Below are 24,426 nucleotides of genomic sequence, written 5' to 3'. Positions count from 1 at the left end.
ACGCTCACCCTTCCAGCAATTGTTGAACCGTATCCAGCAGCTGAAGAGGACTGAAAGGCTTTACAATATAGGTCGTAACCCCTGCCGCTTTCGCCTTTTCCTTGTCTTTCTCAAGAGCTTTGGCCGTCAATAAAATGACAGGCAAATCCTGGTTCGCATGACCGCTCTGACGGAGCCATTCACAGACTTCAACGCCTGTCCGTTCCGGCATCATATAATCGAGAATAATTAAATCGTAAGATTGCTTTTGCAATTGCTCTATCGCTTGCAAACCGTCTTCAACTTCCGTGATCTCATACCCTTCATCGGAGAGCGTTTCCGTAAGCAAGAAGCGAAGCGCGATTTCGTCATCAGCGAGCAATATTTTATGAACTGACATGGCGTTCCCCTCGACCTGTAGAATTATGACTTAGTATAGCATTTTGCGTCGAAGCACGAAACTCATTTTATGAAAAATTGATCTTCCTATATTCAACCTTTACAATGAGTATAGGTCGAATTGAATCCATATTGGAGGCGGAAAAAATGGCAACTACTACAGGAATTAAACCATTGATTTTGGAAATGGACGCTAACGGCAGTCCTTTTATCGTTCATGCGGCACTACTGTGGGATGAGAATGAAGTCATCCTGGTGGATACGGGCATCCCCGGGCAGCTTGACGTTATTCGCAAAGCGCTTGCCGAAGCCGGCTTTCCTTTTGAAAAACTAACTAAAATTATTATCACGCATCATGATATGGACCATATTGGAAGTTTGCCTGACCTGGTCCATGCTTCTGAAGGACGCATCAAGGTTCTCGCGCACGAATTGGCCAAGCCGTACATTTTGGGAGAAGTGCCTACGCTTAAAAGCAAAAAAATCGTCCCGCCAACGAAAGTGGATGTAACCATTCAAGATGGCGACATGCTCCCTGATTGCGGCGGTATTCAAGTCATCTACACACCAGGGCATACGCCGGATCATATCAGCTTATACCATGTGCCAAGCAAAACGTTAATTAGCGGAGATGCGCTAACGTCAAGTGGCGGGGTGTTGAATTCTCCTGATCCGAGCTATACCCTCGACATGCCTACTGCACTGAAATCTGTCGCCAAGCTGCTCGAGTTTGACATCGAGACGGTCATTACCTATCATGGCGGCGTATGTACAGATAACATCAAAGATCGTCTTGCCGTTATTGCCAAAGGTTGAATTATATATAAGAGCCGGTAAAATGAGGGTTAATAAATCAATGGCCCCCTTACCGGCTCTTTTTCTCACTTTTCATCGAACGAATTGCGGATTGTGTCCGATGCGCTGACTCGCCCCTGCTGTTCACGATGTAATTTCCAAGAACCGCTCTCTATTTCCTTAAGCCCAGTTGTATCTTCCCAAATATAAACCCAGCCTTCGCGTGAGCCGTTTACATCCCTGACCCACACCCGTTCATATTCGTTAGTTGCCCCCGGTCCATAATAATCTTCGAGTATATCCATGGCTTTTAGTCCTTCGTCCGTGACTTCCAACCATTCGCCGACAACAAAATGATCTTTTGCATCCTTCTGACCGTCTTCGATCAGGACAAGGGCCGGATAGGAACCTACATTATACAAACGGCCGCGGACCAACCCAGGTTGTACGGAAAGGACAAATGGAGCCGCAACCTGATGATTGCTCTCACCAACTAAAAGAGTCCCGTATACGAAAACTGAAATCATGACTTCTCCCCCTACCTCCGATAAAGCTAAATATAGCATATGAAACATTAGAAAAAGAAAAAAGCAGCAACTCAGTGGTCGCTGCTTCTACGCTTGGTTAGCCGTTAATTCACGTGTTTTTACGATAATTTTGCGAATGCTGTCTTCCGAGAGATGGAAGACCTTGATCAGTTCCATAACGGTGGAACCGTTCTGATACATACGGAAAATTTCTCGATTTCTGCGTTCAATAATAATACGCGTTCCATTATTTTCTCCCCAGCCGGCGCGTTTCTGCTCTTTTTTGGGGATATATACGATTTCACCTTGGATATATTCTTGTAATTGTTTTAATAGGTTAGGGGGAAGAACGTCCTTCCCGTTCTTGTAACTCATGGATGAGAACCTCCTCAAATTGTTCGATCAAAGTAAACTTTGTTCTAATTTGCAGAGAGTATCTTCATGACCCCTAAACCTCATACCATTCATGAAAAATGGAATAAAAAAAACACGACCATAATCGTGCCTGTCGGTTGTATATGCAATTATACAAATTCAGGTGAACGGTTATTCCACGAATGATATTCAGTTAGGAGACGAGTACCTCTGCGGCCGCCGCAATCATCGCTACTGTCATTGTGTTCATTGTGTTCATTGTCAACACTCCTTTCACCTTGTTTTTGTGGTTGGTACAATTCTCATTATATGTAAAAAACTTCTCGTTGTCTACTCGTTATGTGAAATTTTATTTCGGAGGCCTTGCGGCCTCCGTAGCACGATTGCCTCTGCTTACGCAGAGACCACCTCTTTTGTTGTAATCACCTTGATCACTCCTTTCCTAAGGAATCAGCCGGCCGGCTACTTCTATATTTACTCATATTTCCAGTTGTTTCTCAAGCGAAAGAATGGTTATATTGATTCTCTCCGATTGTTTGGGTAAATCATACGCCCGCCAACGCTTTTCTGTCTGGCGCATGCGGAGGTTCTTCAAACCAATTTCGTTCAATCAAAATATCCATTCCGTCTTTGCCGTATTGCAATACGTCATTCATCAATTTAACGAATTCAGCTGCCAAATCGAATCTCGTTGCCACCGATAAAGCTTGTCCCAAATGAGTAACCGCTGTAGAATTCAACATATTAACCAGATTTAAAATCAATCGGTCAGAAAACGGGGAGACATTTGACGTTGTGACCTCCGTGTTGACCATGGTATTTCCCAAAAGATCGTCTTTGATCAGAGTCTCATTAATGAAATTAATCTGTTTTAGAGCTAATTCCTTCCCCCGAATAAGATGGCTTTTGATTTTTTCATCCTTGGTTACTTGAATAAACGCGGTCAACACAATGAGCCCAAAATAATTACGTTCGACGATGAAAAACATTTCCGAAAGCTCTAGGACATTCAAGGGTCTATGCGGTTCCAACCATTTAGATAAAAAAGTTTCTTTCTCTTTCAAAAATTCGGCATGTTCGGGGTACGGGATGAACGGAGGGCGGTCATAAATGCCTTTTTCAAGCATGAGCTGAACCGATTTATTATATAAATCCGTTGAAGCATGCAAGTTATTTGTGAAAAACAGACGAATATCTTCGCGTGCGACTTTAGTTACGAACATGCCATAGGTCAATAACCCCATACGACCCAATGTATACGCGTAACTAAGCGGAAATAAATCAAAAAATAAAGATGGCGCCGAAAGATCTACATCTGCGTCCGTAAATCCTTGCGGGATTGGGAATTTTTCTTTTTCAAAAATATTTCGAATTTCAGCGATATGGGTCTCAGCCAATTCCAATGCCATTGTTAAGATTGGCTTCACTTCGTTATCTTCCATATACTTTATGAAATGTTTAGTTAAACAAATGGACATGGTTTCAGTAATATAGGTAGTCCAAAGAGCGGCAATCTCCGTTGACGATAACCCAACAGCATGTTTGGCATTCATACTTATTACTCCCTCATCTATTAGATTCTTCTCAGATTATTCCCTGGGAACCTGATATTTATGAGGCGGATAGAGAGGGGCTATTTAAAAAGCGCCGGGCACATAGTCCGGCGCTTCACCTATTGCTGCTGCGGATCGCTCAACGGCTTTACCGCCACGCCGCTGCTGCCTAGCAGCGCGCGGATGTCACGCGCAAACTCCACGGCATGCTCCCCATCGCCGTGAATACAAATCGTGTCCGCACGCATACTCAGGTCCTCTCCTTCCACGGAGAGGACCTTCCCCTCGCGGACGAGGCGCACGACCTGCGCCGCAGCCTCCGCGGCGCCGGCCACCAGCGCGCCCGGCTGCTCGCGGGGCGTGAGCGTGCCGTCCCGCCGGTAGGTGCGGTCCGCGAACGCTTCGCTCGCGATCCGCAGCCCGGCGGCGGCACCCGCCCGCAGCAGCTCGCTGCCGGGCGGGCCGAAGAGCGTCAGCTCCGCGCTGACGCTCGCTGTCGCAGCCGCAATGGCCGCGGCGAGATCATGGCGCTTCGCCGCCATGTGATAGAGCGCGCCATGCGGCTTGACGTGCTGCAGGCGTCCGCCTTCGGCGTGGACGAACGCCTGCAGCGCCCCGAGCTGATACAACGTAAGCTCGTAAGCCTCGGCCGGCGAGATCGCCATCTCGCGGCGGCCGAAGCCTTGCAGATCGGGGAGGCCCGGATGGGCCCCGATCGCGACGCCTTTGCGCAGGCACAACTGCACGGTGCTGCGCATGGTTGCGGGATCGCCTGCGTGGAATCCGCAGGCGATGTTGGCGGAGCTGACGTAGTCGAGCAGCTCCGCGTCGCGGCCTAGGCGATAGGCGCCGAAGCCCTCGCCCATATCGCAATTGATATCGATGTGCAACACGATCGGCCTCCTTTTTTTCTTTGCTTATCTTCCGTTAACACGAACCGTCCGAATCTCTGCTAGATTCCTATAACGCTAAGTTTCTATTTTAATCTACATGGAAAATCTCCCGCTAATCGAGCCACAATTCAGCAAATGTGTATATTTGCATGGAAAATCTCCCGCTAAATCAACTGCTTTTGGAGAAATACAAAAAAACGGCCGTAATTTAGAAGGAGAAATTCCAGTTATTTGCCTCGTTAAGATTTCTGCAATCTAATTAACTGGAGCTTTTCCCTTTACTTGAAGAATTTCCGGTTCAAAGCGGCGTTTCCCTATTCCACGCCTAACCTATCCACGATCCCTTGCCCACGCCTTCAAACCTGCATGCAGCCAGCGCAAGTCCATCTCTTGAAGAAGTTGGAGCTCCTGCGCTTCTTGCAAGCTGATTTCCTGAAAGCGCAGCTTGTCGCCCGGTCTCGCTTGAGCAATTAACGGAAGATCAGTGCTAATAACGTGCCCGATGCGGGGATAGCCCCCTGTTGTTTGGCAATCGGTCATAAGAATAATGGGCTGCCCGCTTGGCGGCACTTGTATAGTTCCAGGAGCAACGGCTTCAGAAATGATCTCACCGGTTTCCCCCAGCTTGTGTTCCAACATCGCTCCATCAAGACGATACCCCATGCGATCAGATTGCGGAGTTACCGAATAGCTCTCTTGAAAAAACTTTTGGACACTATCGTCTGAAAATGTTGCCGCTTCTCTGCCTTTAATCATCCGAACGACCGGAGTTTCCTGATAATCGGGGTAGATTGAAGCGCTCACCGACCACGGCACTGTCCACAGCCCTTCGTTTTTAGCCGATGTACTTAGGTTAAGCATTGCTCTCTGTAGATCGATAGAATCAGACTGAGCTGCAGCTACCTTCAATATGTCTCCGGCCCTAATCGCCCTTCCCTCATACCCGCCTAATCCGGCTCGTATATAGGTGCTCCGACTTCCCATCACCGGTTCTACGTCAAAGCCTCCCGCCACAGCAAGATAAGCTCTGCATCCCTTGGATGCATGATGAATTTGGAGCTGAGATCCGCCTCGGATCATGAAAGGGCGCCACAGCGGCACCTTTTCCCCGTCGATGTCAGCTTCCATTTCGGCGCCGCATAAAGCAAGCAGCATATCCTTGCTGGCATACAAGATCGCTCCCTGCAGTGTCATCTCTAAAGCAGCTAGATTGGTAACGTTGCCAACAAGCAAATTGGCAACCCGATGCGCAAACCCATCCATGGGGCCGGACGTAATGACACCGTATTTACGATATCCGTAGCGACCTGCATCCTGTACGGTAGTAAACAGCCCTGGCTTCTTAACTTCAAAGCTCATTCAACGCTCCCCTTCCGCCAATAGATCAAATTGCTCCGGCGTAATCGGTACAAAACGGACCTGATCTCCGACTTTCAGCAGAGAAGGAGGATTGCTCGCTCTCGGTTGAAATAAAGCCAGCGGCGTCCGCCCAATCAGATTCCACCCTCCTGGCGTCTCCAGCGGATATATGCCTGTCTGGCTGCCCCCGATCCCTACTGAGCCCGCTGGAATCCGGACCCTCGGAATTGTCCTTCGCGGCGTTGCGATCCTATCGTCCATACCGCCTAAGTAGGGGAATCCCGGAGCAAAGCCTATCATATAAACCGGATAGATCGGCGATGTATGGTGGCGAATCACTTCTTCGGCAGCAATACCGTGATAGACGGCAACTTCCTCCAAATCAGGCCCAAACAAGCCTCCGTAGCAAACCGGGATTTCCACGATATCATAAGAATGGTGCGAAATCGCCGTACTCTTCTGCTCATACTCACTGATCATCTTCTCTATATAAGCTAGCACCCGTTCAAAAGGCAATTGCAAAGCTGCTCTGCTTGGATCAGCCTGATTTGCAAACACAGCATAACTATCATAAAAAATCGTAATGGTTGTATAAGCTGTTACCGTTTCCCGATATCCGGGAAAGCTGGTCTCCTCAATATAAGCCGCAAGCTGGAGAATCTGCTTATGAACGATGGGATCAATCGCCTCACCGAATTGAATGACAATAGCCGAATCACCCAACGCGTAACATTCATAGGAAAGCTTTGTCATACAAAGCTCATCTTTTTGAGCCACACTTCGCAAAGAGCCGGCCATGCCTTCGCTTCAGGATGATCTTCAGCCAGGCCTAGTCCATGTCTGCCGCTTTCAAACACATGAAGCTCGAAAGCCACTTTATGGCGACTAAGCGCTCCAGCAAAAAGGAAGCAATTCTCAACCGTAACAACATCATCGTCAGCCGTATGCCAAAGAAAAGTCGCCGGGGTATCCGAGGTCACCTGCTTCTCGGTTGACAGCAGGTTAACCAGCTCATCCCCAGGCGTCTCCCCTAGCAACAGCAGCTTGGACCCTTCGTGCGCATACTCGCCGAAAGTAATAACCGGATAGCATAAAATCAGCAAATCGGGTCGGCTGCTTTGTCGCTCTATGGGGTCTTTTGACTGCAAGTCGCCAGCTTCGAACAACGTGCCGGCTGTAGATGCCAGATGACCGCCCGCTGAAAAACCCATAATACCTACACGGTTCGGATCTATATTCCATTCCGCGGCATGATGTCGAACAGTCCGGATAGCCCGCTGAGCATCCTGCAGCGGAGCCGGGTGCCGATGCGGCGCCACCCTGTAGTTGAGCACATATGCAGATATGCCTAGCCCGTTTAGCCATCGGGCTATCGGTTCGCCTTCGTGGTCTGCACGCCTATGATATCCCCCGCCGGGACATACTATGACTGCAGAGCTCAAGCCTTCGCCGCTAACCGGATATAAGGTCAAACTCGGACATCCCTGGTTCTCGTCCCCGATGCTATCCTTGGATGCTCCGGGCCATAACTCGATTGTCAACTGACTCATACTGAAACCTCCAATTCGTTTCTACGTACTAAGTTTATAATATCGAATCCAGTTCAAGCGGCAAAGACAAATTTAAAAGGTTATCCAAAAAGGAGCGATCTACTCATGATTGTAGCCACAACTGAAGGTATTGCAGGGTATGAAGTAACGGAAGTATTAGGTAGTACATTCGGTGTTGTCGTACGCGCCAGAGGCATCGGCGGCGATATCCTTGCTTCGCTTAAAGGGCTTGTTGGCGGAGAAGTCACTCAATACACCCAAATGGTCGAAGACGGACGTCGGCAAGCCATGGACCGCATGGTGAAAAATGCCGCAGCCATGGGCGCTGACGCCATCGTCATGATGCGCTTTGATAGCGGCGATATCGGCCAGAATATGAGTGAGATTGTCGCCTACGGCACTGCCGTTAGGACCCGAAGGCTATGAGCGGTCTGATTCCCCTTTTTCTTGTATATGGATTATGGTTCATCGGATTTTTACTTCTCTTTCTGCTTGGCTGGTTGGTTTACGATAAACGGTACAAAAGTAAAGCAGGAACCGAACCCTATAAACCGTCAAACGGCTTTGTTTGGACCCCGGAAGTGTTTATCGATCCTAAAGACGGCCACACCTACAGAGTGTATTATAACCCTCGATCGGGTGATCGGGAGTACATTCGCGAACGCTAAATGTGAATGAATCACAAACAAAAGCCGCCAACAAGCGAGAGTCTTTTGATCTCCTTGTGTGAGGCTTTCTGTTTTTAATCCCAAATAACTTCCCAATTATGATTCACGGTTGCCTCAATCGTACCTCGTTCCATAATGTAATTCGCCAGAAGCTCTGCCACATCCGTCGGAATATCTTTGATAACCGGCTTGTCCTGAAACATCAAGTAATTGCCTCCGCCTCCGGCCCGGTAGTTGTTCATCACGACATCGAAAGATGCGGTCAAATCCATCGGTTTTCCTTCGTAATCCAGTTGGATGACACGTTCGCCAATAGGTCGGGAAATGTTGATTTTGTAAGTGATCCCTTCCCACATATCGTAGTTATAATGCTGCGGCTTGGGATCGCGGAATTTGGCACTGACCTGAACCGCTCCATCCATCGCCAGTTCAAAATATTCCGCAGATTGTTCAATCGCATCCTTGATGTCTTGACCGGAGATTCGAATAACCTTGAGGGTATTCGGATATATATAGTTTGAAACGATGTCTCTCATCGTAATGTTGGCAGGAAAACCCGGCGAAATATTATCGAACAATGCCGTATTCGAGATGCGGGCACCCGAGAGCTCCATCTGTACCCGATTAATAAATTCGATCAGTGCGCTGTCCTTCAGGCGAATTTGCATCGGGTCCTGAACCCGCATATCCCCCGTCAACTTGCCGATCGGCTGATCCAACCATTCCTGCGTCTTCGCTTCATAGCTGCTAACAAGCTCGATCAACGTCGGATCCGCGTCAGTGCCTGCAACCGTCAGCAGTTCGGATTGCTTTGAGGCAACGATCCATTTCCCATCGTTTTGCACCATTTCTACTTGTACCTTGCCAAGCGTTGCTCCCGCTGTCCCGGGCTGCACAATGACCACGCCATTGATTTCCATTCCGGCAATGCTGCGGTGCTGATGCCCGGTAAGCAGTACATCGATCCCTTCCACTTCCATGCACAATTGATACCCCTGGTTCTCCCCAGTCAAAGGCTCCGTCGGCACGCCCGTCATCAAGTCTCTTTCGAATCCGCCATGGTAGGAAACAATAACAAGATCCGCTTTCTCCTGATTTTTCAGCACGGGAACCCACTTGGACGCAGTTTGCACGGCATCTTCGAACCGGAGCCCTTGAATATGGTTCGGATTTTCCCAGTTCGGAATATAGGGGGTTGTTAGTCCTAGAATTCCAACTCGAACACCATTCGGAAGCTCTTTGATGACATAAGGCTTACCCAAAAAAGGCTCGCCCGTAGCAGCATCCACAATGGTAGCGCACAGCCATGGGAACTGTGACTCACGTACCGCTTTCAAAAGGACATCCAGCCCATAATTAAACTCATGATTGCCTAGTACTGCAGCATCATAGTTCAAATAATTAAGCCCCAGAACCATCGGATCAACCGGTGTATTATCCAATCTTGCATGATGGTAAGCGAGCGGAGTTCCTTGAATCAGGTCTCCGTTATCAATGACAATGACGTGTTGATCTTTGCTCCGTTCTTTGTCAATTAGCGTGGCAATTTTCGACAATCCTACGTCGTTAGGCTTGTTATTTGCATAGTGAATGGGCAGCATGCTGCCATGCAGATCGCTCGTTTCCAGTACGGAAATCACACATTTCTTTGAGTTTTCTTTCCTTTCCATAATCCCGCTCCTCATTGACAAGATCTTGTAACAATTGACATGCAAATTGTCATATTAACAAATACTTTACACCATCTTCCATATATTCTGTGTTAATGTTATATTACTTCTTGTACTATTGTAAATAATTAAACGGAGGTCAAAACATGTTGAAAAAGTTTGCAGCAATCAGTATGTCTTTAGTTGTAGTGACGGGTATTGCGGCAGGGTGTGCAAAAAAAGAAGAGCCTAGCGCCACATCCCCTGCAAAAGCTTCAGCAACACCGGCAGCATCAACAGCAGCAGGCTTCGTACCTAAAGAATTAAAAGTACAATTCGTACCTTCCCAAAACGCAGAAACACTTGAAGCAAAAGCAAAACCTCTCGAAAAATTGCTTGGAGACAAACTCGGTATTCCTGTTAAAGTTTCTGTCTCAACGGATTACAATACTGTAATTGAAGCAATGGCTTCAAAGCAAGTTGATATCGGCTTCTTGCCTCCGAGCAACTACGTAGTCGCTCATGATACACGTAAAGCGGCAGACCTGCTCGTGCAGGCTACGCGTCTTGGTGTAGATGATGCTACGGGCCAACCTACTAAAGATCTAGTGGACTTCTACAAATCTATGATCGTTGTAAAAGCTGATTCCCCTATTAAATCTGTAGCCGATTTGAAAGGTAAGAAAATGGGCTGGCAAGGCGTTACATCCGCAGCAGGTTATGTATATCCAGGATTCGTATTGAAAAAAGCCGGTGTAGATCCAGTTAAAGACGTTACTGGCGTTCAATTCCAAGGCCATGACAAAGCGATTATCGCACTGCTGAATGGTCAAGTTGATGCTGTAGGCGTATTCCAAGATATTCGTGCCAACATGGTGAAAGACTACCCGGATGTATTCAAACAAACGAGAGTACTTACTTTCTCTGATAAAATTCCTAATGATACAATCGCTGTTCGTTCCGATATGGATGCTGCCTGGAAAAAGAAAATTCAAGATGCATTCATTGCAATCGGCAATGATCCTGAAGGCCAAAAAATCATTTTCGATGTATACTCCCACAAAGGCTATGTTGCATCGGATGATTCCAAATTCGATATCGTTCGCAGTGTGAATAAAGAGATGGGCTTGAAATAATAAATCGTTCTTCCAATAATAAATGCTCCTTCATGATGGTTGATGTGGGGGCATTTTTTTGCGTCTTTTAGGTTCCTCCACCGCATAGTATGGATGTGGCACGTCCGCGATTCGTTAAAATATTTTTTACTTTCGCATGACAAATGTTTACTTGGACTTGTCATATATCATAGAGAGGTGAAATTGGATGTTTAACATGCTCATTGGTTGTAAAAAAATGGTTTCCATCCGTTGCGGCAAAGACGACATCAGAGGGGTTATTTCCAGCTATTATCAAGCTTTTCGGCTTTTGAAAATCAACAACATCTTGATCCCAATTGAACTAATCGAACAAATTGAAGTGTTAGACGGCAATGCTGACAGTGCCTTTATTCCCCGAGTCCTACGAGAAGGGCGATCACTTTACGTTGTACAAGGGGGACGCACAAGTTAAGCTTTCGTGTTTTATCTTTGGGTCCAATTATGCTAAAGGACGCCGCTTTCGCGGCGTCCTTCCTTTTACACGATTCGTTTACGAAGTGTTGCAGAAATATAGTCGATGACCGATACGGTAATAATGATACCGATGATGATGATTCCGACCCGCGGCCACACCCGCGCATTAATCGCAAAGATCAGCGGCGTACCGATACCGCCGGCACCGATAACCCCTAACAGAGTTGCCGAGCGTACGTTGATTTCAAAGCGGAACAACGTATAGGAGATGAAGTCGGGAATGACCTGAGGCACAACGGCAAATGCCATCTTCTGCCAGAAGTTAGCACCCACAGCTGTCATCGCTTCTGTAGGCCCCATATCCATATTCTCGATGGCTTCGGCGTAAAGCTTACCCAGCATACCAACAGAATGGAGCCCTAGCGCCATCACCCCGGCAAACGCCCCCGGACCAACTGCCTTAATAAAGATTAACGCCATAATCACTTCAGGAATCGTACGAACTATGCTGAGGAACAGCTTACCAGAACCGGAAACTGCCCGATAACGGCTCATGTTAGCAGCAGCCCAGAAAGCAAACGGAAGACAGACGATGGCCGATACGAAGTTCCCTAAATATGAAATCGATAAAGTTTCCAGTAGGCTCCGCAAGAGATCTTCGCCGTCCGGTATATACACATAAGCCCAATCCGGATGGAACAATCCGCGTATCATTGCTTTTGTAAGAATCCATGTTGTCGGCTGAAAGCCTGTCAGCTCCAGACCTGTCAACGCCCAGATCAACAGGGCAATAACGATAGCCCAACCTATTGCCATGTAAACACGAGCCTGGGATTGCGATATAGGCTTGCTGCTGCCCTTCAATAAATAACTGCGCAATCGTGTACTGACCAAATCAATGATTACGACAACCAATAAGGTGTAGATGACAATCGCACATGCTTGATCATACCGGAACAGATCGAGCGTATTTTTGAGCAGTAAGCCGATACCTCCGGCGCCAACCAAGCCGAGGATTGCCGAAGCGCGAATGCTCACTTCAAATGTGTAAAGCAAATGGGCCAAGTAGGTAGGCGCAACTTGCGGTATAACACCAAAGCGAATCCATTTGAGCTTGTTCGCGCCAACAGCTGTCATCGCTTCAAGCGGTCCTGGATCAATAGCTTCGGTTGATTCATAAGCGAGCTTAGACAAAATTCCGAAAGTGAAGAAGATTAGAGCGAGCGTACCTGCTGTTGGACCAAATCCTACAAGTACTGCGAACAGAGCTGCGTAAAGTAAATCTGGAATGGTACGCATCAGATTCATGATGAATCTGGCCGGGTAAAACAACCATGGCGAAGTCGTGACGTTACGCGCCGCTATTAAGGCCATCGGATACGCAAACAGCGCACCGACAATTGTACCCAGGATGGACATCTGAAGCGTCTGGGCCATTGGTTTCCAAATATCTGCGAAGAATTGCCAATCCGGCGGGAACATTTCACCAATGAATTTGATAATTTCTGGTGTCCCGGAAATTAGACTTGTCAGCGTAGCTTCAGTTTGATAGATACTTCCAATAAGGAATAAAAGCATGAGGATGATCGTAACGTAAAGCTTCGTACGTGGGGGCTTCTTGAAGGTCGTGGAACTCATCCTTCCTGCACCCCCAGAAGCTCATCCTTTTTAATTGCGCGTCCATAAATTTCTGAGAACGCTGCATCCGTTGCCTCTGCAACAGGACCGTCAAACACGACTTTACCGGCTCTTAACCCGATAATACGCGTCGCATACTCCCTTGCCAGGTCGATAAAGTGAAGGTTAACAACTGTGGTAATGCCGAGCTCTGTATTAATTCTTTTCAAATCGTCCATGACTTGTCTGGTTGTCAGCGGGTCGAGGGAAGCTACAGGCTCATCCGCCAAGATGATTTTAGCTTCCTGTGCAAGCGCTCTCGCGATGGACACACGCTGTTGTTGACCACCGGATAATTCATCGGCGCGCGAATAAGCCTTTTCCCTAATGTTGACCCGCTCCAACGCTTTCAAGGACAACTCAATGTCTTCTTTAGGGAATAGACCCAATAAGGTTCTCAAAGTCGAATGATAGCCTACGCGACCTGATAGCACATTCCGCAATACAGATGACCTTTTAACCAGATTAAAAGTTTGAAAAATCATCCCGATATCCCGGCGCATCCGACGCAATTCGGCACCTTTCGCCTGCGTGATGGATTTCCCGTCGATCAATATCTGACCATCTGTAATCTCATGCAAACGATTGATGGAACGAAGCAAGGTGGATTTACCAGCCCCCGAGAGTCCTACGATAACTACGAATTCTCCGGGATGGATCGTCAGGTTAATATCGTTCAGTCCTACGGTTCCGTTAGGATACACTTTAGAAATATGCTGAAACTGAATCATATGAATCCTACTTTCTCTAATGGTCTCAAAAATATCAGATGACTACTTTCAACGTGTTTCGGCAAAATCCTTTTTTGAAATTTCATCTTTATTAAATATTTACATAAGATTGTTAGTAATCACAAAAAAAAGATAGCCCAACATGACTGATGGACTATCTGGCTTTCTCATATTTTTGCACTCCAGCGCTCTTCGATTCTAAACCATTTCCAAATACTTATGGAAACCGCCCAGGCCAAGATAAACAAGCCAACAAGTATATAACCCAGTGTCCCGAAATCCAGGTCCTGCAGCCAGGTCCAGAAACTGCCTTCCATGCCAATTTCCTCGGATAGCACTTGCCCAAGCTCGACAGCACCGATAATGAGGGCAGCAATAACGGCGAGTGTTGTTACCGTCAAGTTATAGTACAGTTTGCGAACAGGTGTATGGAAGGCCCAGCGGTAAGCTTTGGTCATGAACATGCCATCCGCCGTATCGAATAAGCTCATGCCGGCAGCGAAAAGCAGCGGCAGCGAGATCACGCCGATGAACGGAATCGCCTCTTTGGCCGCATTTGCCGAGATGGCTAACAGCGCGATTTCACTGGCGGTGTCAAAACCGAGACCGAATAAAAAACCGAGCGGGTAAACATGCCAGCTTTTGCCGATAAAACCGAATAGCGGTTTGATCATTCTTGCAATAAGGCCTCTGGATTGAAGCAGTTCCTCAAACTCGTTATCATTATGTTCGCCGGCCCGAAATTTGCGGAACAGACGAAACAGATTAATAAGGATGAGCAAATTCAATACACCGATGATAACGAGAAAAGTGCCGGATACGGATGCCCCGATAACGCCGCCGAAACGCTGCATCCAAGGCAGTTCCCTCTCAGCCCATTGGACGGAAAAAGCGGTCACGATGGCCATCAGGAAAACGACGGATGAGTGACCGAGCGAGAAGTAAAACCCGACGCCAAGCGGATTCTTTTTCTGCTGAACAAGCTTGCGCACTGTATTATCAATAGCGGCTATGTGATCGACGTCGAAAGCGTGACGCATCCCGAGGGTATAAGCCAATAAGCCGATCCCCCAAAAGGCAGGCGATGTTTTAGCTACGCTATAGAGGCCGATGATTCCTAAAACGTGCAGGAGTATAATGAAACCAACATATCCGCTCCAGCTTTTTTTCTGCTGCATCATTGATTTCCACATTTCTTTTCTCACCTTGCCTTTCCGATCGTGCTACGATTTATAAATAATGTAGCACACGTGTGCATCATTGAAAAGGCTTTGCCCAGGTTTTTGTGAAGAATTCTAACATTTTACCTGCTATAATAGAAGCCATGCCCAATATAGGGATGAAAAAGGAGCTGGGATCCAGTGTCACTGCGTACGCTCAAACTATTTACGATCTTGCTGCCCGTTCTGATCATTGGCGGCTTTGAGTATATACGACATGAATTTTTACTTAATTATTTAACAATGGAAGCCGGGAATTTCACCATTACGGTTATTACGTTCTTGCTCTCTTATCTTTTCGCTTCGTGGATGTTTCAGAACATTGAACGGAATAATGAGAAGCTCACTGCAGGCGAGTCCCGCAGAGCGGTCTATGAGGAACGCGAACGACTGGCCAGGGAGCTTCATGACGATTTGGCACAAACGCTTTTCTTCCTTAATGTAAAGCTGAAGCAGGGGCATTTGGAGGAAGCGAAAGCTGCGGTGTCGGAAATTGATAACTCGCTGCGCCAAGCTATATTTAATTTGCGGACACCGCCGGAAGAAGGCTCCGGCTTCAAACAGCGCATGCTCAAATGGCTGCAGGATTGGCAATTGGTGACGGGAATCGAGCTGCAAACACAGATTACGATTGCCGAGGATAGCTTCAGTTCCTCCGAAGAAGTGCAGCTTTTCGGCATCATTCAAGAGGCTTTTACCAATATACGCAAACATTCCAAGGCTACGCGCGCGTCCATCCTTCTTGATGCATGCCCCGAGGAATGGCGCTTGGAAATTACGGATAACGGCCGTGGCTTGCAGGAGAGCACCAGCAGGAATAAGAAATACGGCATTGAGCTGATGCATAAGCGAGCTGCGGATCTGGCTGCAACCATCGATCTTCGCTCTTCCGGAACAGATGAAGAAGCCGCCGGAACTGAACTTCGCGTTCATTCATTAAGGAGGAAATCTTAATGGCTACAAAACAGCCCTATCGTGTACTAATTGCAGATGATCACCCTCTAGCCAGAAAGGCCATACGCAGCATGTTGGAATCCGATGCCGATTTTCATGTGGTCGGAGAGGCTTGCAATGGCGAAGAAGCCGTTCAGCTATGCGCTGAGATTGTGCCTGAAGTCGTGCTCATGGATATTCATATGGCACCGGTCAATGGTCTGGAAGCAACCCGCCGCATCAAGCAATTGAACGCATCCATCCGGATCGTTATGCTCACGGTTTCAGATGACGTGGCCGATCTATTCACGGCATTGCAATTTGGTGCTCAAGGCTATCTGCTCAAAAATATGGATCCCGACGAATGGCTCACTTACCTGCATGCACTGCTGGACGATAATTCAGAGGTCGCGCGGCAAATGGCGGACAAGCTCTTCCAGCGGTTTCGAGCCCCGATCCAAACACAGACCGATGGCCCTAATCCCAACATGCTCACTTCACGCGAGCAGGAAATTACCGCATACGTCGCCGGCGGGGATAATAATCGGCAGATCGCCGAGAAACTGCTGATTTCCGAGCACACAGTCAAGAATCATATGAAGAATATTTTGGAAAAGCTTCAGCTTGAAAATCGCGTACAGCTCACCGCCTTTGCCGTTAAATTCGGATTGACACGAAAAGGACAAAACTAATATCACCCCACAAAGTGAGGCGTAGCCTACGAAGACTTTGCGGGGGGCCCCAAAACAATAAAAATAGCCCAGTCGAGTCATACTATTTTGCTTGGGAAACAAGTAAGATGGAGAACATGATAAGAGATGATTCGAAAGGGGAACAAAATCAAGTGTTTAAGAAATGGTTGTTGAATGTAGGAATTGTATTAGCTGGCACGATGCTGCTTGCCGGGGTAGCCAGCGCCCATGTAACGGTATCGCCCAATAGCTCGACGCAAGGAAGCTACGAGAAATTTACGGTTCGCGTACCAACCGAAAAAGATGTGCCGACCGTGAAGATTGAAGTGAAGTTCCCGGTTGACTCGGTATCCATCTCCCGTTTTGAACCGAAACCGGGCTGGACCTATGAGCTGGCGAAAGATACTTCCGGTAAAATTACCGGGGTCACTTGGACCGCAACCGGAGACGGATTGTCCAAAACGGAATTCGGTGAATTCAATATGCAAGGTAAAGTAGCGGATGCCGCTACGCAAATCGTTTGGAAAGCTTATCAAACGTACAAAGACGGCAGCGTTGTTGAATGGGTTGGCGCAGAGGGTTCTGACAAGCCCGCTTCTATTACAACAGTAAAACCGAAAGCTGCCGGCGCAGCTACAGACAGCCACGGCCATACTGCAGCAGATCAAGCCGCTGCTGGCGGCAACACTACAGCCGGAAACACTTCCTTGTACTTGTCCATTGCAGCTGTTGTACTCGGCGCTCTGTCTTTAGTCGTTTCACTTGTGAGAAAACGTAAATAAAAAGTAGAAAACCCGACCTTTTGCGGTCGGGTTTTGCGCTTTTTCATTGGTTTTTATGCCTCCATAAAGGAGGTATTTTTTTCGACCGTCAAAAACGAACAAATATTGATTATTTTTAGATGTATTGTTAAGCGTTTTCATGAGCAGCAGAGATAAGAGCCTAATTATAATAGAAGAGTAAGAAAAATAAAAAGGGGAAAGGAATGAGCATTATGAGAAGTCATTCCCTCTAGCAGTCAGATTACAATCACCTTAGCGATTGCAATAATTATTCCTTAATTATTTGGAGGTTACAAAAAAATGAAAATGAGAAAAGAAATGACTTTTCGAGTAACGCTTTTATTTTTATTATTATTTTGTTTCACATTTTCTACTAACCAGTATTCGACGGCAGCTTCTACGTCTTCATTCAAAAACCCTATTAATACAGCGGGTGCAGATCCATATGTAATGCTGCATTCGGACGGTTATTACTATTTTACTCGGACATTAGGTAATAGACTGGATATCTGGAAATCGAGATCTCTCGTAGGGATTGACCTTGGGGAACGAAAAACGGTCTGGACTACTCCTGCTAATATGAGAGATATTTGGGCTCCTGAAATCCATTATATCGACGGAAAATGGTACATCTATTATACGGCAAATACGGGATGCGGGGACGATTGCCGTGGCGTTTACGTACTGGAGAATGCTTCTGCTGATCCTTTACAGGGTGAGTGGGTGGATAAAGGAAGGATTAACACCCAATATTCGGGGCTTGACGGAACGGTTTTCGACCATAACGGCCAATGGTATTTCTTATATGCGGCATATGGAAATTGGTCTGGAGCCCACGGCAGTGCAATCGCCCTCGCTCCAATGTCCAATCCTTGGACGTTAAACGGGGAAAATGTGATTCTGACTAAGCCCGAATATAGTTGGGAAAAGAAAGGGATGCCCGTAAACGAAGGTGCAGTCATACTTAAAAGAAACGGAAAAATATTTCTTGTATTTTCTGCAAGCGCTTGCTGGGAAGACGATTACTCGCTCGGCATATTGACTGCTGCGGATACGAGTAATTTGCTCGATCCGGCTTCCTGGATGAAATCCACGCAGCCAGTATTCAGCAAATCGCCGGCCAATGGCGTTTATGCTCCGGGACACAATTCGTTCGTACAATCGAAAGACGGTACGCAGGATTTGATCGTCTATCATGGAAATAACGGCCCCGGCCAAGGTTGCGGCCCACGGCCAACAAGGGTACAGCAGTTCACTTGGAACGCTGACGGATCCCCGAATTTCGGCGTTCCGACCAACGGACCGCTTGCTGTTCCATCAGGGGATTATCGGATCGAAGCGGAGCACGGTACTCCGTACAAAGCGGAAATCAAGGACGAAAAAGATGCATCGGGCGGCAAGGTCGTACGGCTCAATAATGAAAACAGCACCTTATTGATCAAAGACGTGAATGTTCCGGAGGAAGGGACTTACACACTCACAGTCAAATATTCGAATACTGCCGGACCTGATGCCGTACAGCAAATATCCGTAAACGGAAAGCCTGGGATGCCTTTAACTTATCCTCATTCGGGAAGCAACCATTACGATTCTGTATCCATGCAAATAGAACTAAAGAAAGGTTATAGAAATACGATCCAATTCACAAGGGGTAAACATGCCGTCGATATCGACTATATCGAGCTTTCCGGCAACAACGAATTTTCGATAAAATCGGGATCCGAGTATAAACTGATCAATCCAAACGGCGGCAAAGTGCTGGATGTGATTGGAGCAGGAACAACGAACGGAACTTTCACTCAAATGTGGGACGATTCGGATGGTGGTATCGCCCAACGTTGGAAAATTGTCGACAATGGGGACGGAACCTATAAATTGATCAATCCGAATAGCGGAAAAGCGCTGACGGTATCAGATCCCGCAGCAGCATGGGGAAGAGTGGATATCGAGGAGGATCAAGGTTTAGATACGCAAAAGTGGAAAATTGTCGATACCGGCAACGGATACTGTAAATTGATCAACGTAAAAACAGGTAAAGCGTTAGATGTAGGCGGAGCAAGTATAAACAGCGGTGCAGGCGTGGGGACTTGGCAGGATCTCCCCGGTGGAGTAGCACAATTTTGGCTGATGTATAAATTAGACTGACCCAATTAAAAACAAGCAGGCACTTTCGTTATTGATAATGCTTCATCCATAACGAGAGTGCCTTTTCCTATGCAGCGGCGGCGGCTGTCCAAGCCACTGACTATGTAAACCTGCGACCGCGTTAAGCGCCTAACTAATGACAATGTCCCATTCATGAATATCGCAATGTCTGGCTCCTAATTTAACGAAGGGGTCCGCTTCAGCAAGCAGCTTCGCTTCTTCCATCGTTTCCGCCTTGTAGATCACAAGGCCGCCCCAGCCGTCCACGAATCGTCCGTTCGCGAAAATCTTCCCTTCGCTTCTTCGTTCATCGAGATAGGCCAAGTGAGCGGGTCTGTGCTCTTTACTTAGCTCTTCATCCTTCATCGGCAGCAGTACTACAAAATATTTCATCAACTAGGCCTTCTTTCTGTCATAGATTCGGAAATAGTACGCATACGGATTTTTCTCGTTGCGTTCGCCCTGCTCGCTGGAAACGAGCGTCCACTCCGACATGTCCATTTCCCCAAAATAAGTGTCCGCCTCAAACTCATGATCAATGTAGGTAATGTACATCCGATCAACGACTTCCGCCATTAAGCGGAAAATCTCAGCGCCGCCGATCACGAACAGTTCTTCATCGCGGAACGCTTGCACCGCTTCCTCCACGGAATGAACGACCTCGCAACCTTCAGCTTGAAACTGAGAGTTCTGCGTCAGAATCACATTCCGTCTGCCTGGCAGCGGCTTGCCGATAGAATCGTACGTTTTCCGCCCCATCAGGATCGGATGTCCCATCGTCACCGATTTGAAAAATTTCAAATCGGCGGGAAGATGCCACGGAAGCTTATTGTTGACGCCAATAGCCCGATTCCGATCCATGGCAAATATGAATGAAATGCTCATCGAATCCCTCCTTGCTTGCTTCTAAAGATAAGTTAAATCGCGATCGGAGCTTTAATCCCAGGATGGGATTGATAACCTGCGAATTCAAAGTCTTCAAACTTGTAATCGAAAATCGACTCCGGTTTTCTGTGAATTTTTAATGTCGGGCTAGGATATGGCTCGCGAGTCAATTGGAGTTTAGCTTGTTCCAAATGGTTCAAATAGATGTGCACATCTCCGCCCGTCCAAATGAGATCCCCCACTTCGAGATCACACTGCTGAGCAATCATATGTGTCAATAAAGCATAAGAAGCGATGTTGAAAGGCAACCCCAGGAACGTATCCACGGAGCGCATCTGGAACATACAAGACAAGCGTCCCTCTGCGACATAAAATTGAAAAGCATAATGACATGGCGGCAAGGCCATCGTTTCAATTTCCGCCACATTCCATGCGCTGACCAGATGCCTGCGCGAATCGGGATTTGTCCGGATCTGATGAATCAGCCCGGAAATCTGATCGATAGCTTGTCCGTTCGGCGCCTGCCAAGTTCGCCACTGCGCGCCGTATACGCGCCCCAGATTCCCTTCCTCGTCAGCCCATTCGTCCCAAATCGTTACGCCATTTTCGCGCAAATAGGTTACATTCGTAATCCCGCTCAAAAACCAAAGAAGCTCATGAACAATGGATCTCATATGCAATTTTTTCGTTGTCAACAAGGGAAATCCTTTGCTTAAATCGAAGCGCAGCTGTCTCCCGAATACGGATATGGTGCCGGTCCCCGTGCGGTCTTCTTTTTTTATCCCATGGTCTAAAATATCTTGAAGCAATTCCAAATACGCTTTCATTCGTCACCTCGTAATTTATGAATCTTCTTTCACCCGCCACAAGTTTAAAACATCTCAATTATTATAACAGAGTAAACACCAATTCGGAATTACTGCTTGTGAGGGACAAATGGCAGTTTTATGGTGAAAGCGGCTCCTTTAATTGGCATGTTTGCAATCGAGATGCTGCCGCCATGATTTTGAACGATGTTGTAACTAACCACAAGGCCCAGACCTGTTCCGTTTGGCTTCGTTGTATAAAAGGGCTGGCCGATACTGCTCATCAGTTCTGTTGGAATGCCAGGGCCCTGATCGATAATCGTAATTTGAATAGCGTCCCCTTCAAGATCTGTAATGATCTTGATTTGTCCGCCTGCAGGCATGGCTTCTATAGCATTTTTGAGCAGATTGATGAATACTTGTTTCAATTGATTGGCGTCACACATAACGCGTAAAGGGGTTACCCTGTAGTCACGTACGATTTGCACGTTACTCATGATGCCTTGCGTTTCAAGAAGCGGACATACCTGATTAAGAAGTTCGCATACATCTTCCGTCACTGATGACTTGAGGCTCGGTTTCGCCAAGAGCAAAAGCTCACTGGTTATCGAGTCGATGCGCTCCACTTCCGATTTGATAATGTCGAAATAATGACGCGCTTCAGGATACCTGGTTTGCGTCAGTTGGACGAATCCTTTAATCGCAGTCAACGGGTTACGGATTTCATGAGCGATGCCGGCAGCCAGCTGTCCGACGGCTTTCAACTTATCCGATACGCGCATAAGCTCCTCCGTCTTGACGCGCTCGGTTACATCGCGTAAAAGCACATGGATGGCCGGCTCATTTTCATAAACAGCTGGTATACTTGTCACCTCCACGTCGATGATGGTGCCATCCAGACGGGTAAACTTCTGTAGATTGCTTCGATGGACCTGACCTTCCTGAACCTGACTAATTTTCATACGGATATAGGCATGATCTTCTTCCTGATGAAAATCAAAGACGGACCGGCCGATTACCTGCTCTTCCCGCTCTGCACCAAGAAGCAGCAAACCAGCCGGGTTGCTGTATACCACTACGTTTTTTTGAACTATCATGAATGCATCCGGCCAGTTAGCCATCAGCTGCTTATACGATTCTTCCTGCTGTTTGGCTTGATGCCATAACGCCTTCTGAACTGTTATATCACGAAAGCTGGCAGCAAGCATGACAATATCACCTTGTGCGCTGTGAATGGGTGAAACCGACATACTAGCCTCTACCAGCGCTCCATCCTTTCGCTTTTTAAGCGTCTCCCAATTATGAATGGTTTCACCATTAATCACTTTATGAATGATCTCTTGCACGATTGACATTCTTTCAGGAAGCGCGGTGGGCAGTTTGACACCCAATACTTCGTCATTTTCCCAGCCAAACATAGATGTAAAAGCTTTATTGATTTCGAGCACATGACCTTCTAAATCATAAATCACAATGGCGTCCGAGGAATTATGGATCAGTGATTCATATTTTTCTTTAGTTGCCCGCAATTCTTCCTCTTGTCGCTTTAATCGTGTAATATCCTGAATAAATCCTATGTAATAAGGCAAGTACGCGGCCCCGATACTGCTTCTTTTGTTTAATCCCTGAACAAGTCCCCATTTAACGTAACCTTCTTTGTGCACATAACGTTTTTCCATTCTAAACGTACTGGAAGAATGTTCAATAGCGGAAACTCGGCTCCGGCTTAACTCCCTGTCATCCGGATGCGTTATATCGTGAGCGTTCATCCGCAACAGTTCTTCTTCCGTATACCCAATAAATTCACAAAAAATAGGATTCACTCTCATTATTAGACCATCCCGGCCAATCATCACAACTCCGATTGGCGCATTTTCAAATAGGGGCATCAGCGGATCATTTACAGGGTTTACTATAGTCGTCATATCAGTTCATCTCACCCTACCCTACCAAGATATTCTAAATAATTCATCTCAATTGGAAGCGTTTTCCATATTTGTTTTGATTGAAGCGCTTAAATACATTGTCAGTATACAATGTAAGCCGATAACTTGGCTATAACAACTAAAACGATGCAAGCCTTCTACGAAAGTAAATGGAAATAACCAATAAAATCGTTTAGAAATATCCAAAACATTTGTATTTTTCTGTGATAAAATGATTCAAACAGGCATTGAACAATATGTGCTAAAAGGGGTGGAGATTGGCGTCATGAAGGTAACCATTAACGACATAGCCAAAGCTGCGAACGTTGCGAAATCAACCGTATCGAAGGTGCTGAATGACGCTCCGACCATATCGGATGAAACGAAGCGCCGAGTACGTCAGGTTATGAGTGAATTGAACTATTCCCCCAGCAGCATGGCGACGCAGCTTTCGCTTAAGAGCAGCTTTAATGTTGGCCTGCTTGTCGACATGTCCAGACGCGACGATTTTCTCAATCACTTTTTTTATAATATTATCGGTGGCTTAGAGAGTGTGATTGGTCCGCTTGGCTACGAATTGACGATTTGCAACTACCATTCGTATGATTGCCATCAACTGATGAATCGGTTTGTTTTCAATAAACGAGTAGACGGCTTTGTTCTGGACAATTCCTTGTTAACCGCGCAGATGGCGCAAACCTTTAATGATACAGGTTTCCCTTTTATTTCCCTTGGCGAATTACCTGGGTTTACCGAAATGAGCTGGGTCGATATCGATAACCAGAGAGGCGGTCAGTTAATTACAGAGCATCTGATCTTCCAAGGCTACGAACGCTTCGCTTTCGTTGGCGGAGAGGCTAATGAGCCTATTTGCACCAAACGACTTTCCGGCTTTACCGATGCTCTTGAGAAACATGGCAAGCCTATCGTCAACGATTATATTAAACCGGGCTATGCGAATGAAACGAACGGCTATAAACTGATGCGTGAATTGCTTTCACTCGAAACGCCGCCCAACGCGGTTGTCTGTATAAATAATTACACCGCATTTGGGGCTATGAAAGCGATTCATGAGCATAAACTCAAGGTGCCAGACGAAATTGGCATCGTGACCTTTGATCAGTTCCCGCTTGCTGCCTACACCGCACCACCGCTAACCTCACTTAATATAGATACGTTCGAGCTCGGCGTGACTGCTGCGACGATGCTGATGCAGCGCATCCACGGCATGGAACGCTCATGGGAGACAAAACGGTTGCAGCCGCAGCTGACGATTCGCGAATCATCGCGGAGAAAATGAAATAAAAAGATA

General features: G+C 46.9%; 26 protein-coding genes. 10 read left to right on the top strand and 16 right to left on the bottom strand.

Going from position 1 to position 24,426, the window contains the following annotated elements:
• Positions 1-4 precede the first annotated feature (4 nt).
• A complete protein-coding gene (locus ACFQZT_RS25025) occupies positions 5-379 on the bottom strand; it encodes a response regulator (RefSeq protein WP_379304307.1) in 375 nt (124 codons plus the stop codon).
• Between the two features lie 146 nt (positions 380-525).
• Between ACFQZT_RS25025 and ACFQZT_RS25020 the strand changes: the two genes are divergently transcribed.
• Entirely contained in the window at positions 526-1,194 is a 669-nt protein-coding gene (locus tag ACFQZT_RS25020) for an MBL fold metallo-hydrolase (RefSeq protein ID WP_379304305.1), read from the top strand.
• A 65-nt stretch (positions 1,195-1,259) separates the two neighbouring features.
• Here ACFQZT_RS25020 and ACFQZT_RS25015 read toward each other — a convergent pair whose 3' ends face one another.
• The 7 genes from ACFQZT_RS25015 to ACFQZT_RS24985 all read right to left on the bottom strand — a co-directional run bounded on the left by ACFQZT_RS25015 (position 1,260) and on the right by ACFQZT_RS24985 (position 7,430).
• Positions 1,260-1,700, bottom strand: coding sequence for a gamma-glutamylcyclotransferase family protein (locus ACFQZT_RS25015; protein WP_379304303.1), 441 nt, complete (start codon positions 1,698-1,700; stop codon positions 1,260-1,262).
• Positions 1,701-1,787: 87 nt separating this feature from the next.
• Positions 1,788-2,075 carry a CD3324 family protein gene (locus tag ACFQZT_RS25010; RefSeq protein ID WP_188173799.1) on the bottom strand — a complete coding sequence of 96 codons (288 nt, stop codon included), beginning with the start codon at positions 2,073-2,075 and terminating at the stop codon, positions 1,788-1,790.
• A 545-nt stretch (positions 2,076-2,620) separates the two neighbouring features.
• Positions 2,621-3,628 carry a DUF3231 family protein gene (locus ACFQZT_RS25005; protein WP_379304301.1) on the bottom strand — a complete coding sequence of 336 codons (1,008 nt, stop codon included), beginning with the start codon at positions 3,626-3,628 and terminating at the stop codon, positions 2,621-2,623.
• A 119-nt stretch (positions 3,629-3,747) separates the two neighbouring features.
• Positions 3,748-4,521, bottom strand: coding sequence for a LamB/YcsF family protein (locus ACFQZT_RS25000; protein WP_379304299.1), 774 nt, complete (start codon positions 4,519-4,521; stop codon positions 3,748-3,750).
• A gap of 330 nt (positions 4,522-4,851) precedes the next feature.
• Positions 4,852-5,880, bottom strand: a complete 1,029-nt coding sequence (locus tag ACFQZT_RS24995; protein WP_379304297.1) for a 5-oxoprolinase subunit C family protein — start codon at positions 5,878-5,880, stop codon at positions 4,852-4,854.
• Positions 5,881-6,633, bottom strand: a complete 753-nt coding sequence (pxpB, locus tag ACFQZT_RS24990; protein ID WP_379304295.1) for a 5-oxoprolinase subunit PxpB — start codon at positions 6,631-6,633, stop codon at positions 5,881-5,883. It abuts the gene before it with no gap.
• The gene (locus ACFQZT_RS24985) at positions 6,630-7,430 is read right to left on the bottom strand and encodes an alpha/beta hydrolase (protein WP_379304293.1); all 801 of its coding nucleotides are present in this window, start codon (positions 7,428-7,430) and stop codon (positions 6,630-6,632) included. Before ACFQZT_RS24985 ends, pxpB begins: the two co-directional genes overlap by 4 nt.
• Before the next feature lie 105 nt (positions 7,431-7,535).
• Here ACFQZT_RS24985 and ACFQZT_RS24980 point away from each other — a divergent pair, with 105 nt between their 5' ends.
• The gene (locus ACFQZT_RS24980; protein ID WP_379304291.1) at positions 7,536-7,856 is read left to right on the top strand and encodes a YbjQ family protein; all 321 of its coding nucleotides are present in this window, start codon (positions 7,536-7,538) and stop codon (positions 7,854-7,856) included.
• Positions 7,853-8,098 carry an HD family phosphohydrolase gene (locus ACFQZT_RS24975; protein ID WP_379304289.1) on the top strand — a complete coding sequence of 82 codons (246 nt, stop codon included), beginning with the start codon at positions 7,853-7,855 and terminating at the stop codon, positions 8,096-8,098. The genes ACFQZT_RS24980 and ACFQZT_RS24975 overlap by 4 nt, the downstream gene beginning before the upstream one ends.
• A gap of 74 nt (positions 8,099-8,172) precedes the next feature.
• Here the strand turns inward: ACFQZT_RS24975 and ACFQZT_RS24970 are convergent, their stop codons facing one another.
• A complete protein-coding gene (locus ACFQZT_RS24970) occupies positions 8,173-9,768 on the bottom strand; it encodes a bifunctional metallophosphatase/5'-nucleotidase (RefSeq protein WP_379304287.1) in 1,596 nt (531 codons plus the stop codon).
• Positions 9,769-9,914: 146 nt separating this feature from the next.
• On the opposite strand from ACFQZT_RS24970, the gene ACFQZT_RS24965 reads away from it, so the two are divergent.
• Positions 9,915-10,883: a phosphate/phosphite/phosphonate ABC transporter substrate-binding protein gene (locus tag ACFQZT_RS24965; protein ID WP_379304285.1), complete on the top strand. Its 969-nt coding sequence runs from the start codon at positions 9,915-9,917 to the stop codon at positions 10,881-10,883.
• Positions 10,884-11,070: 187 nt separating this feature from the next.
• Complete coding sequence (locus ACFQZT_RS24960; protein ID WP_379304283.1) at positions 11,071-11,316, top strand: hypothetical protein; 246 nt, start codon at positions 11,071-11,073, stop codon at positions 11,314-11,316.
• A gap of 65 nt (positions 11,317-11,381) precedes the next feature.
• Here ACFQZT_RS24960 and phnE read toward each other — a convergent pair whose 3' ends face one another.
• The 3 genes from phnE to ACFQZT_RS24945 all read right to left on the bottom strand — a co-directional run bounded on the left by phnE (position 11,382) and on the right by ACFQZT_RS24945 (position 14,919).
• Entirely contained in the window at positions 11,382-12,956 is a 1,575-nt protein-coding gene (gene phnE / locus ACFQZT_RS24955) for a phosphonate ABC transporter, permease protein PhnE (protein ID WP_379304281.1), read from the bottom strand.
• Positions 12,953-13,726 (bottom strand): phosphonate ABC transporter ATP-binding protein, encoded by a 774-nt coding sequence (gene phnC, locus ACFQZT_RS24950; RefSeq protein ID WP_379304279.1) that lies wholly within the window; start codon positions 13,724-13,726, stop codon positions 12,953-12,955. Before phnC ends, phnE begins: the two co-directional genes overlap by 4 nt.
• Before the next feature lie 167 nt (positions 13,727-13,893).
• Positions 13,894-14,919, bottom strand: coding sequence for a HoxN/HupN/NixA family nickel/cobalt transporter (locus ACFQZT_RS24945; protein WP_379304277.1), 1,026 nt, complete (start codon positions 14,917-14,919; stop codon positions 13,894-13,896).
• Positions 14,920-15,087: 168 nt separating this feature from the next.
• Between ACFQZT_RS24945 and ACFQZT_RS24940 the strand changes: the two genes are divergently transcribed.
• The 4 genes from ACFQZT_RS24940 to ACFQZT_RS24925 all read left to right on the top strand — a co-directional run bounded on the left by ACFQZT_RS24940 (position 15,088) and on the right by ACFQZT_RS24925 (position 19,498).
• On the top strand, positions 15,088-15,900 hold the full coding sequence (locus ACFQZT_RS24940) for a sensor histidine kinase (protein WP_379304275.1): 813 nt from the start codon (positions 15,088-15,090) through the stop codon (positions 15,898-15,900).
• Positions 15,900-16,571, top strand: a complete 672-nt coding sequence (locus tag ACFQZT_RS24935) for a response regulator (protein WP_379304273.1) — start codon at positions 15,900-15,902, stop codon at positions 16,569-16,571. Before ACFQZT_RS24940 ends, ACFQZT_RS24935 begins: the two co-directional genes overlap by 1 nt.
• A gap of 200 nt (positions 16,572-16,771) precedes the next feature.
• Positions 16,772-17,353: a YcnI family copper-binding membrane protein gene (locus ACFQZT_RS24930; RefSeq protein ID WP_379304636.1), complete on the top strand. Its 582-nt coding sequence runs from the start codon at positions 16,772-16,774 to the stop codon at positions 17,351-17,353.
• Positions 17,354-17,653: 300 nt separating this feature from the next.
• Positions 17,654-19,498 carry a family 43 glycosylhydrolase gene (locus ACFQZT_RS24925; RefSeq protein ID WP_379304271.1) on the top strand — a complete coding sequence of 615 codons (1,845 nt, stop codon included), beginning with the start codon at positions 17,654-17,656 and terminating at the stop codon, positions 19,496-19,498.
• A 129-nt stretch (positions 19,499-19,627) separates the two neighbouring features.
• Here the strand turns inward: ACFQZT_RS24925 and ACFQZT_RS24920 are convergent, their stop codons facing one another.
• The 4 genes from ACFQZT_RS24920 to ACFQZT_RS24905 form a co-directional block, all read right to left on the bottom strand.
• Positions 19,628-19,891 carry a YciI family protein gene (locus ACFQZT_RS24920; RefSeq protein WP_379304269.1) on the bottom strand — a complete coding sequence of 88 codons (264 nt, stop codon included), beginning with the start codon at positions 19,889-19,891 and terminating at the stop codon, positions 19,628-19,630.
• Between the two features lie 3 nt (positions 19,892-19,894).
• The gene (locus tag ACFQZT_RS24915; RefSeq protein WP_379304267.1) at positions 19,895-20,383 is read right to left on the bottom strand and encodes a dihydrofolate reductase; all 489 of its coding nucleotides are present in this window, start codon (positions 20,381-20,383) and stop codon (positions 19,895-19,897) included.
• A gap of 32 nt (positions 20,384-20,415) precedes the next feature.
• Positions 20,416-21,210 (bottom strand): thymidylate synthase, encoded by a 795-nt coding sequence (gene thyA / locus ACFQZT_RS24910; RefSeq protein WP_379304265.1) that lies wholly within the window; start codon positions 21,208-21,210, stop codon positions 20,416-20,418.
• Between the two features lie 89 nt (positions 21,211-21,299).
• Positions 21,300-23,114 (bottom strand): PAS domain S-box protein, encoded by a 1,815-nt coding sequence (locus ACFQZT_RS24905; protein ID WP_379304263.1) that lies wholly within the window; start codon positions 23,112-23,114, stop codon positions 21,300-21,302.
• A gap of 286 nt (positions 23,115-23,400) precedes the next feature.
• On the opposite strand from ACFQZT_RS24905, the gene ACFQZT_RS24900 reads away from it, so the two are divergent.
• Positions 23,401-24,414, top strand: a complete 1,014-nt coding sequence (locus ACFQZT_RS24900) for a LacI family DNA-binding transcriptional regulator (protein WP_379304261.1) — start codon at positions 23,401-23,403, stop codon at positions 24,412-24,414.
• The last annotated feature ends 12 nt before the right edge of the window (positions 24,415-24,426 follow it).

This window comes from Paenibacillus sp. GCM10027628, assembly GCF_042676385.1.
GTDB lineage: Bacteria > Bacillota > Bacilli > Paenibacillales > NBRC-103111 > Paenibacillus_E.
Note: the sequence above shows the minus strand (reverse complement) of the source record. Positions and strands in the feature narration are given on the sequence as shown.

What these genes read in the sequence shown, in the direction of transcription:
- ACFQZT_RS24935 (WP_379304273.1), top strand. Translation starts at nt 15,900, where the DNA reads ATGGCTACAAAACAGCCCTATCGTGTACTAATTGCAGATGATCACCCT.
- ACFQZT_RS24925 (WP_379304271.1), top strand. Translation starts at nt 17,654, where the DNA reads ATGAAAATGAGAAAAGAAATGACTTTTCGAGTAACGCTTTTATTTTTA.
- phnC (WP_379304279.1), bottom strand. Translation starts at nt 13,726, where the DNA reads ATGATTCAGTTTCAGCATATTTCTAAAGTGTATCCTAACGGAACCGTA.
- ACFQZT_RS24905 (WP_379304263.1), bottom strand. Translation starts at nt 23,114, where the DNA reads ATGACGACTATAGTAAACCCTGTAAATGATCCGCTGATGCCCCTATTT.
- phnE (WP_379304281.1), bottom strand. Translation starts at nt 12,956, where the DNA reads ATGAGTTCCACGACCTTCAAGAAGCCCCCACGTACGAAGCTTTACGTT.
- ACFQZT_RS24960 (WP_379304283.1), top strand. Translation starts at nt 11,071, where the DNA reads ATGTTTAACATGCTCATTGGTTGTAAAAAAATGGTTTCCATCCGTTGC.
- ACFQZT_RS25015 (WP_379304303.1), bottom strand. Translation starts at nt 1,700, where the DNA reads ATGATTTCAGTTTTCGTATACGGGACTCTTTTAGTTGGTGAGAGCAAT.
- ACFQZT_RS24945 (WP_379304277.1), bottom strand. Translation starts at nt 14,919, where the DNA reads ATGTGGAAATCAATGATGCAGCAGAAAAAAAGCTGGAGCGGATATGTT.
- ACFQZT_RS24975 (WP_379304289.1), top strand. Translation starts at nt 7,853, where the DNA reads ATGAGCGGTCTGATTCCCCTTTTTCTTGTATATGGATTATGGTTCATC.
- ACFQZT_RS24970 (WP_379304287.1), bottom strand. Translation starts at nt 9,768, where the DNA reads ATGGAAAGGAAAGAAAACTCAAAGAAATGTGTGATTTCCGTACTGGAA.
- ACFQZT_RS25020 (WP_379304305.1), top strand. Translation starts at nt 526, where the DNA reads ATGGCAACTACTACAGGAATTAAACCATTGATTTTGGAAATGGACGCT.
- ACFQZT_RS24900 (WP_379304261.1), top strand. Translation starts at nt 23,401, where the DNA reads ATGAAGGTAACCATTAACGACATAGCCAAAGCTGCGAACGTTGCGAAA.
- thyA (WP_379304265.1), bottom strand. Translation starts at nt 21,210, where the DNA reads ATGAAAGCGTATTTGGAATTGCTTCAAGATATTTTAGACCATGGGATA.
- ACFQZT_RS24985 (WP_379304293.1), bottom strand. Translation starts at nt 7,430, where the DNA reads ATGAGTCAGTTGACAATCGAGTTATGGCCCGGAGCATCCAAGGATAGC.
- ACFQZT_RS24965 (WP_379304285.1), top strand. Translation starts at nt 9,915, where the DNA reads ATGTTGAAAAAGTTTGCAGCAATCAGTATGTCTTTAGTTGTAGTGACG.
- ACFQZT_RS25025 (WP_379304307.1), bottom strand. Translation starts at nt 379, where the DNA reads ATGTCAGTTCATAAAATATTGCTCGCTGATGACGAAATCGCGCTTCGC.
- ACFQZT_RS25005 (WP_379304301.1), bottom strand. Translation starts at nt 3,628, where the DNA reads ATGAATGCCAAACATGCTGTTGGGTTATCGTCAACGGAGATTGCCGCT.
- ACFQZT_RS24920 (WP_379304269.1), bottom strand. Translation starts at nt 19,891, where the DNA reads ATGAAATATTTTGTAGTACTGCTGCCGATGAAGGATGAAGAGCTAAGT.
- pxpB (WP_379304295.1), bottom strand. Translation starts at nt 6,633, where the DNA reads ATGACAAAGCTTTCCTATGAATGTTACGCGTTGGGTGATTCGGCTATT.
- ACFQZT_RS25010 (WP_188173799.1), bottom strand. Translation starts at nt 2,075, where the DNA reads ATGAGTTACAAGAACGGGAAGGACGTTCTTCCCCCTAACCTATTAAAA.
- ACFQZT_RS24930 (WP_379304636.1), top strand. Translation starts at nt 16,772, where the DNA reads ATGCTGCTTGCCGGGGTAGCCAGCGCCCATGTAACGGTATCGCCCAAT.
- ACFQZT_RS24980 (WP_379304291.1), top strand. Translation starts at nt 7,536, where the DNA reads ATGATTGTAGCCACAACTGAAGGTATTGCAGGGTATGAAGTAACGGAA.
- ACFQZT_RS24915 (WP_379304267.1), bottom strand. Translation starts at nt 20,383, where the DNA reads ATGAGCATTTCATTCATATTTGCCATGGATCGGAATCGGGCTATTGGC.
- ACFQZT_RS24995 (WP_379304297.1), bottom strand. Translation starts at nt 5,880, where the DNA reads ATGAGCTTTGAAGTTAAGAAGCCAGGGCTGTTTACTACCGTACAGGAT.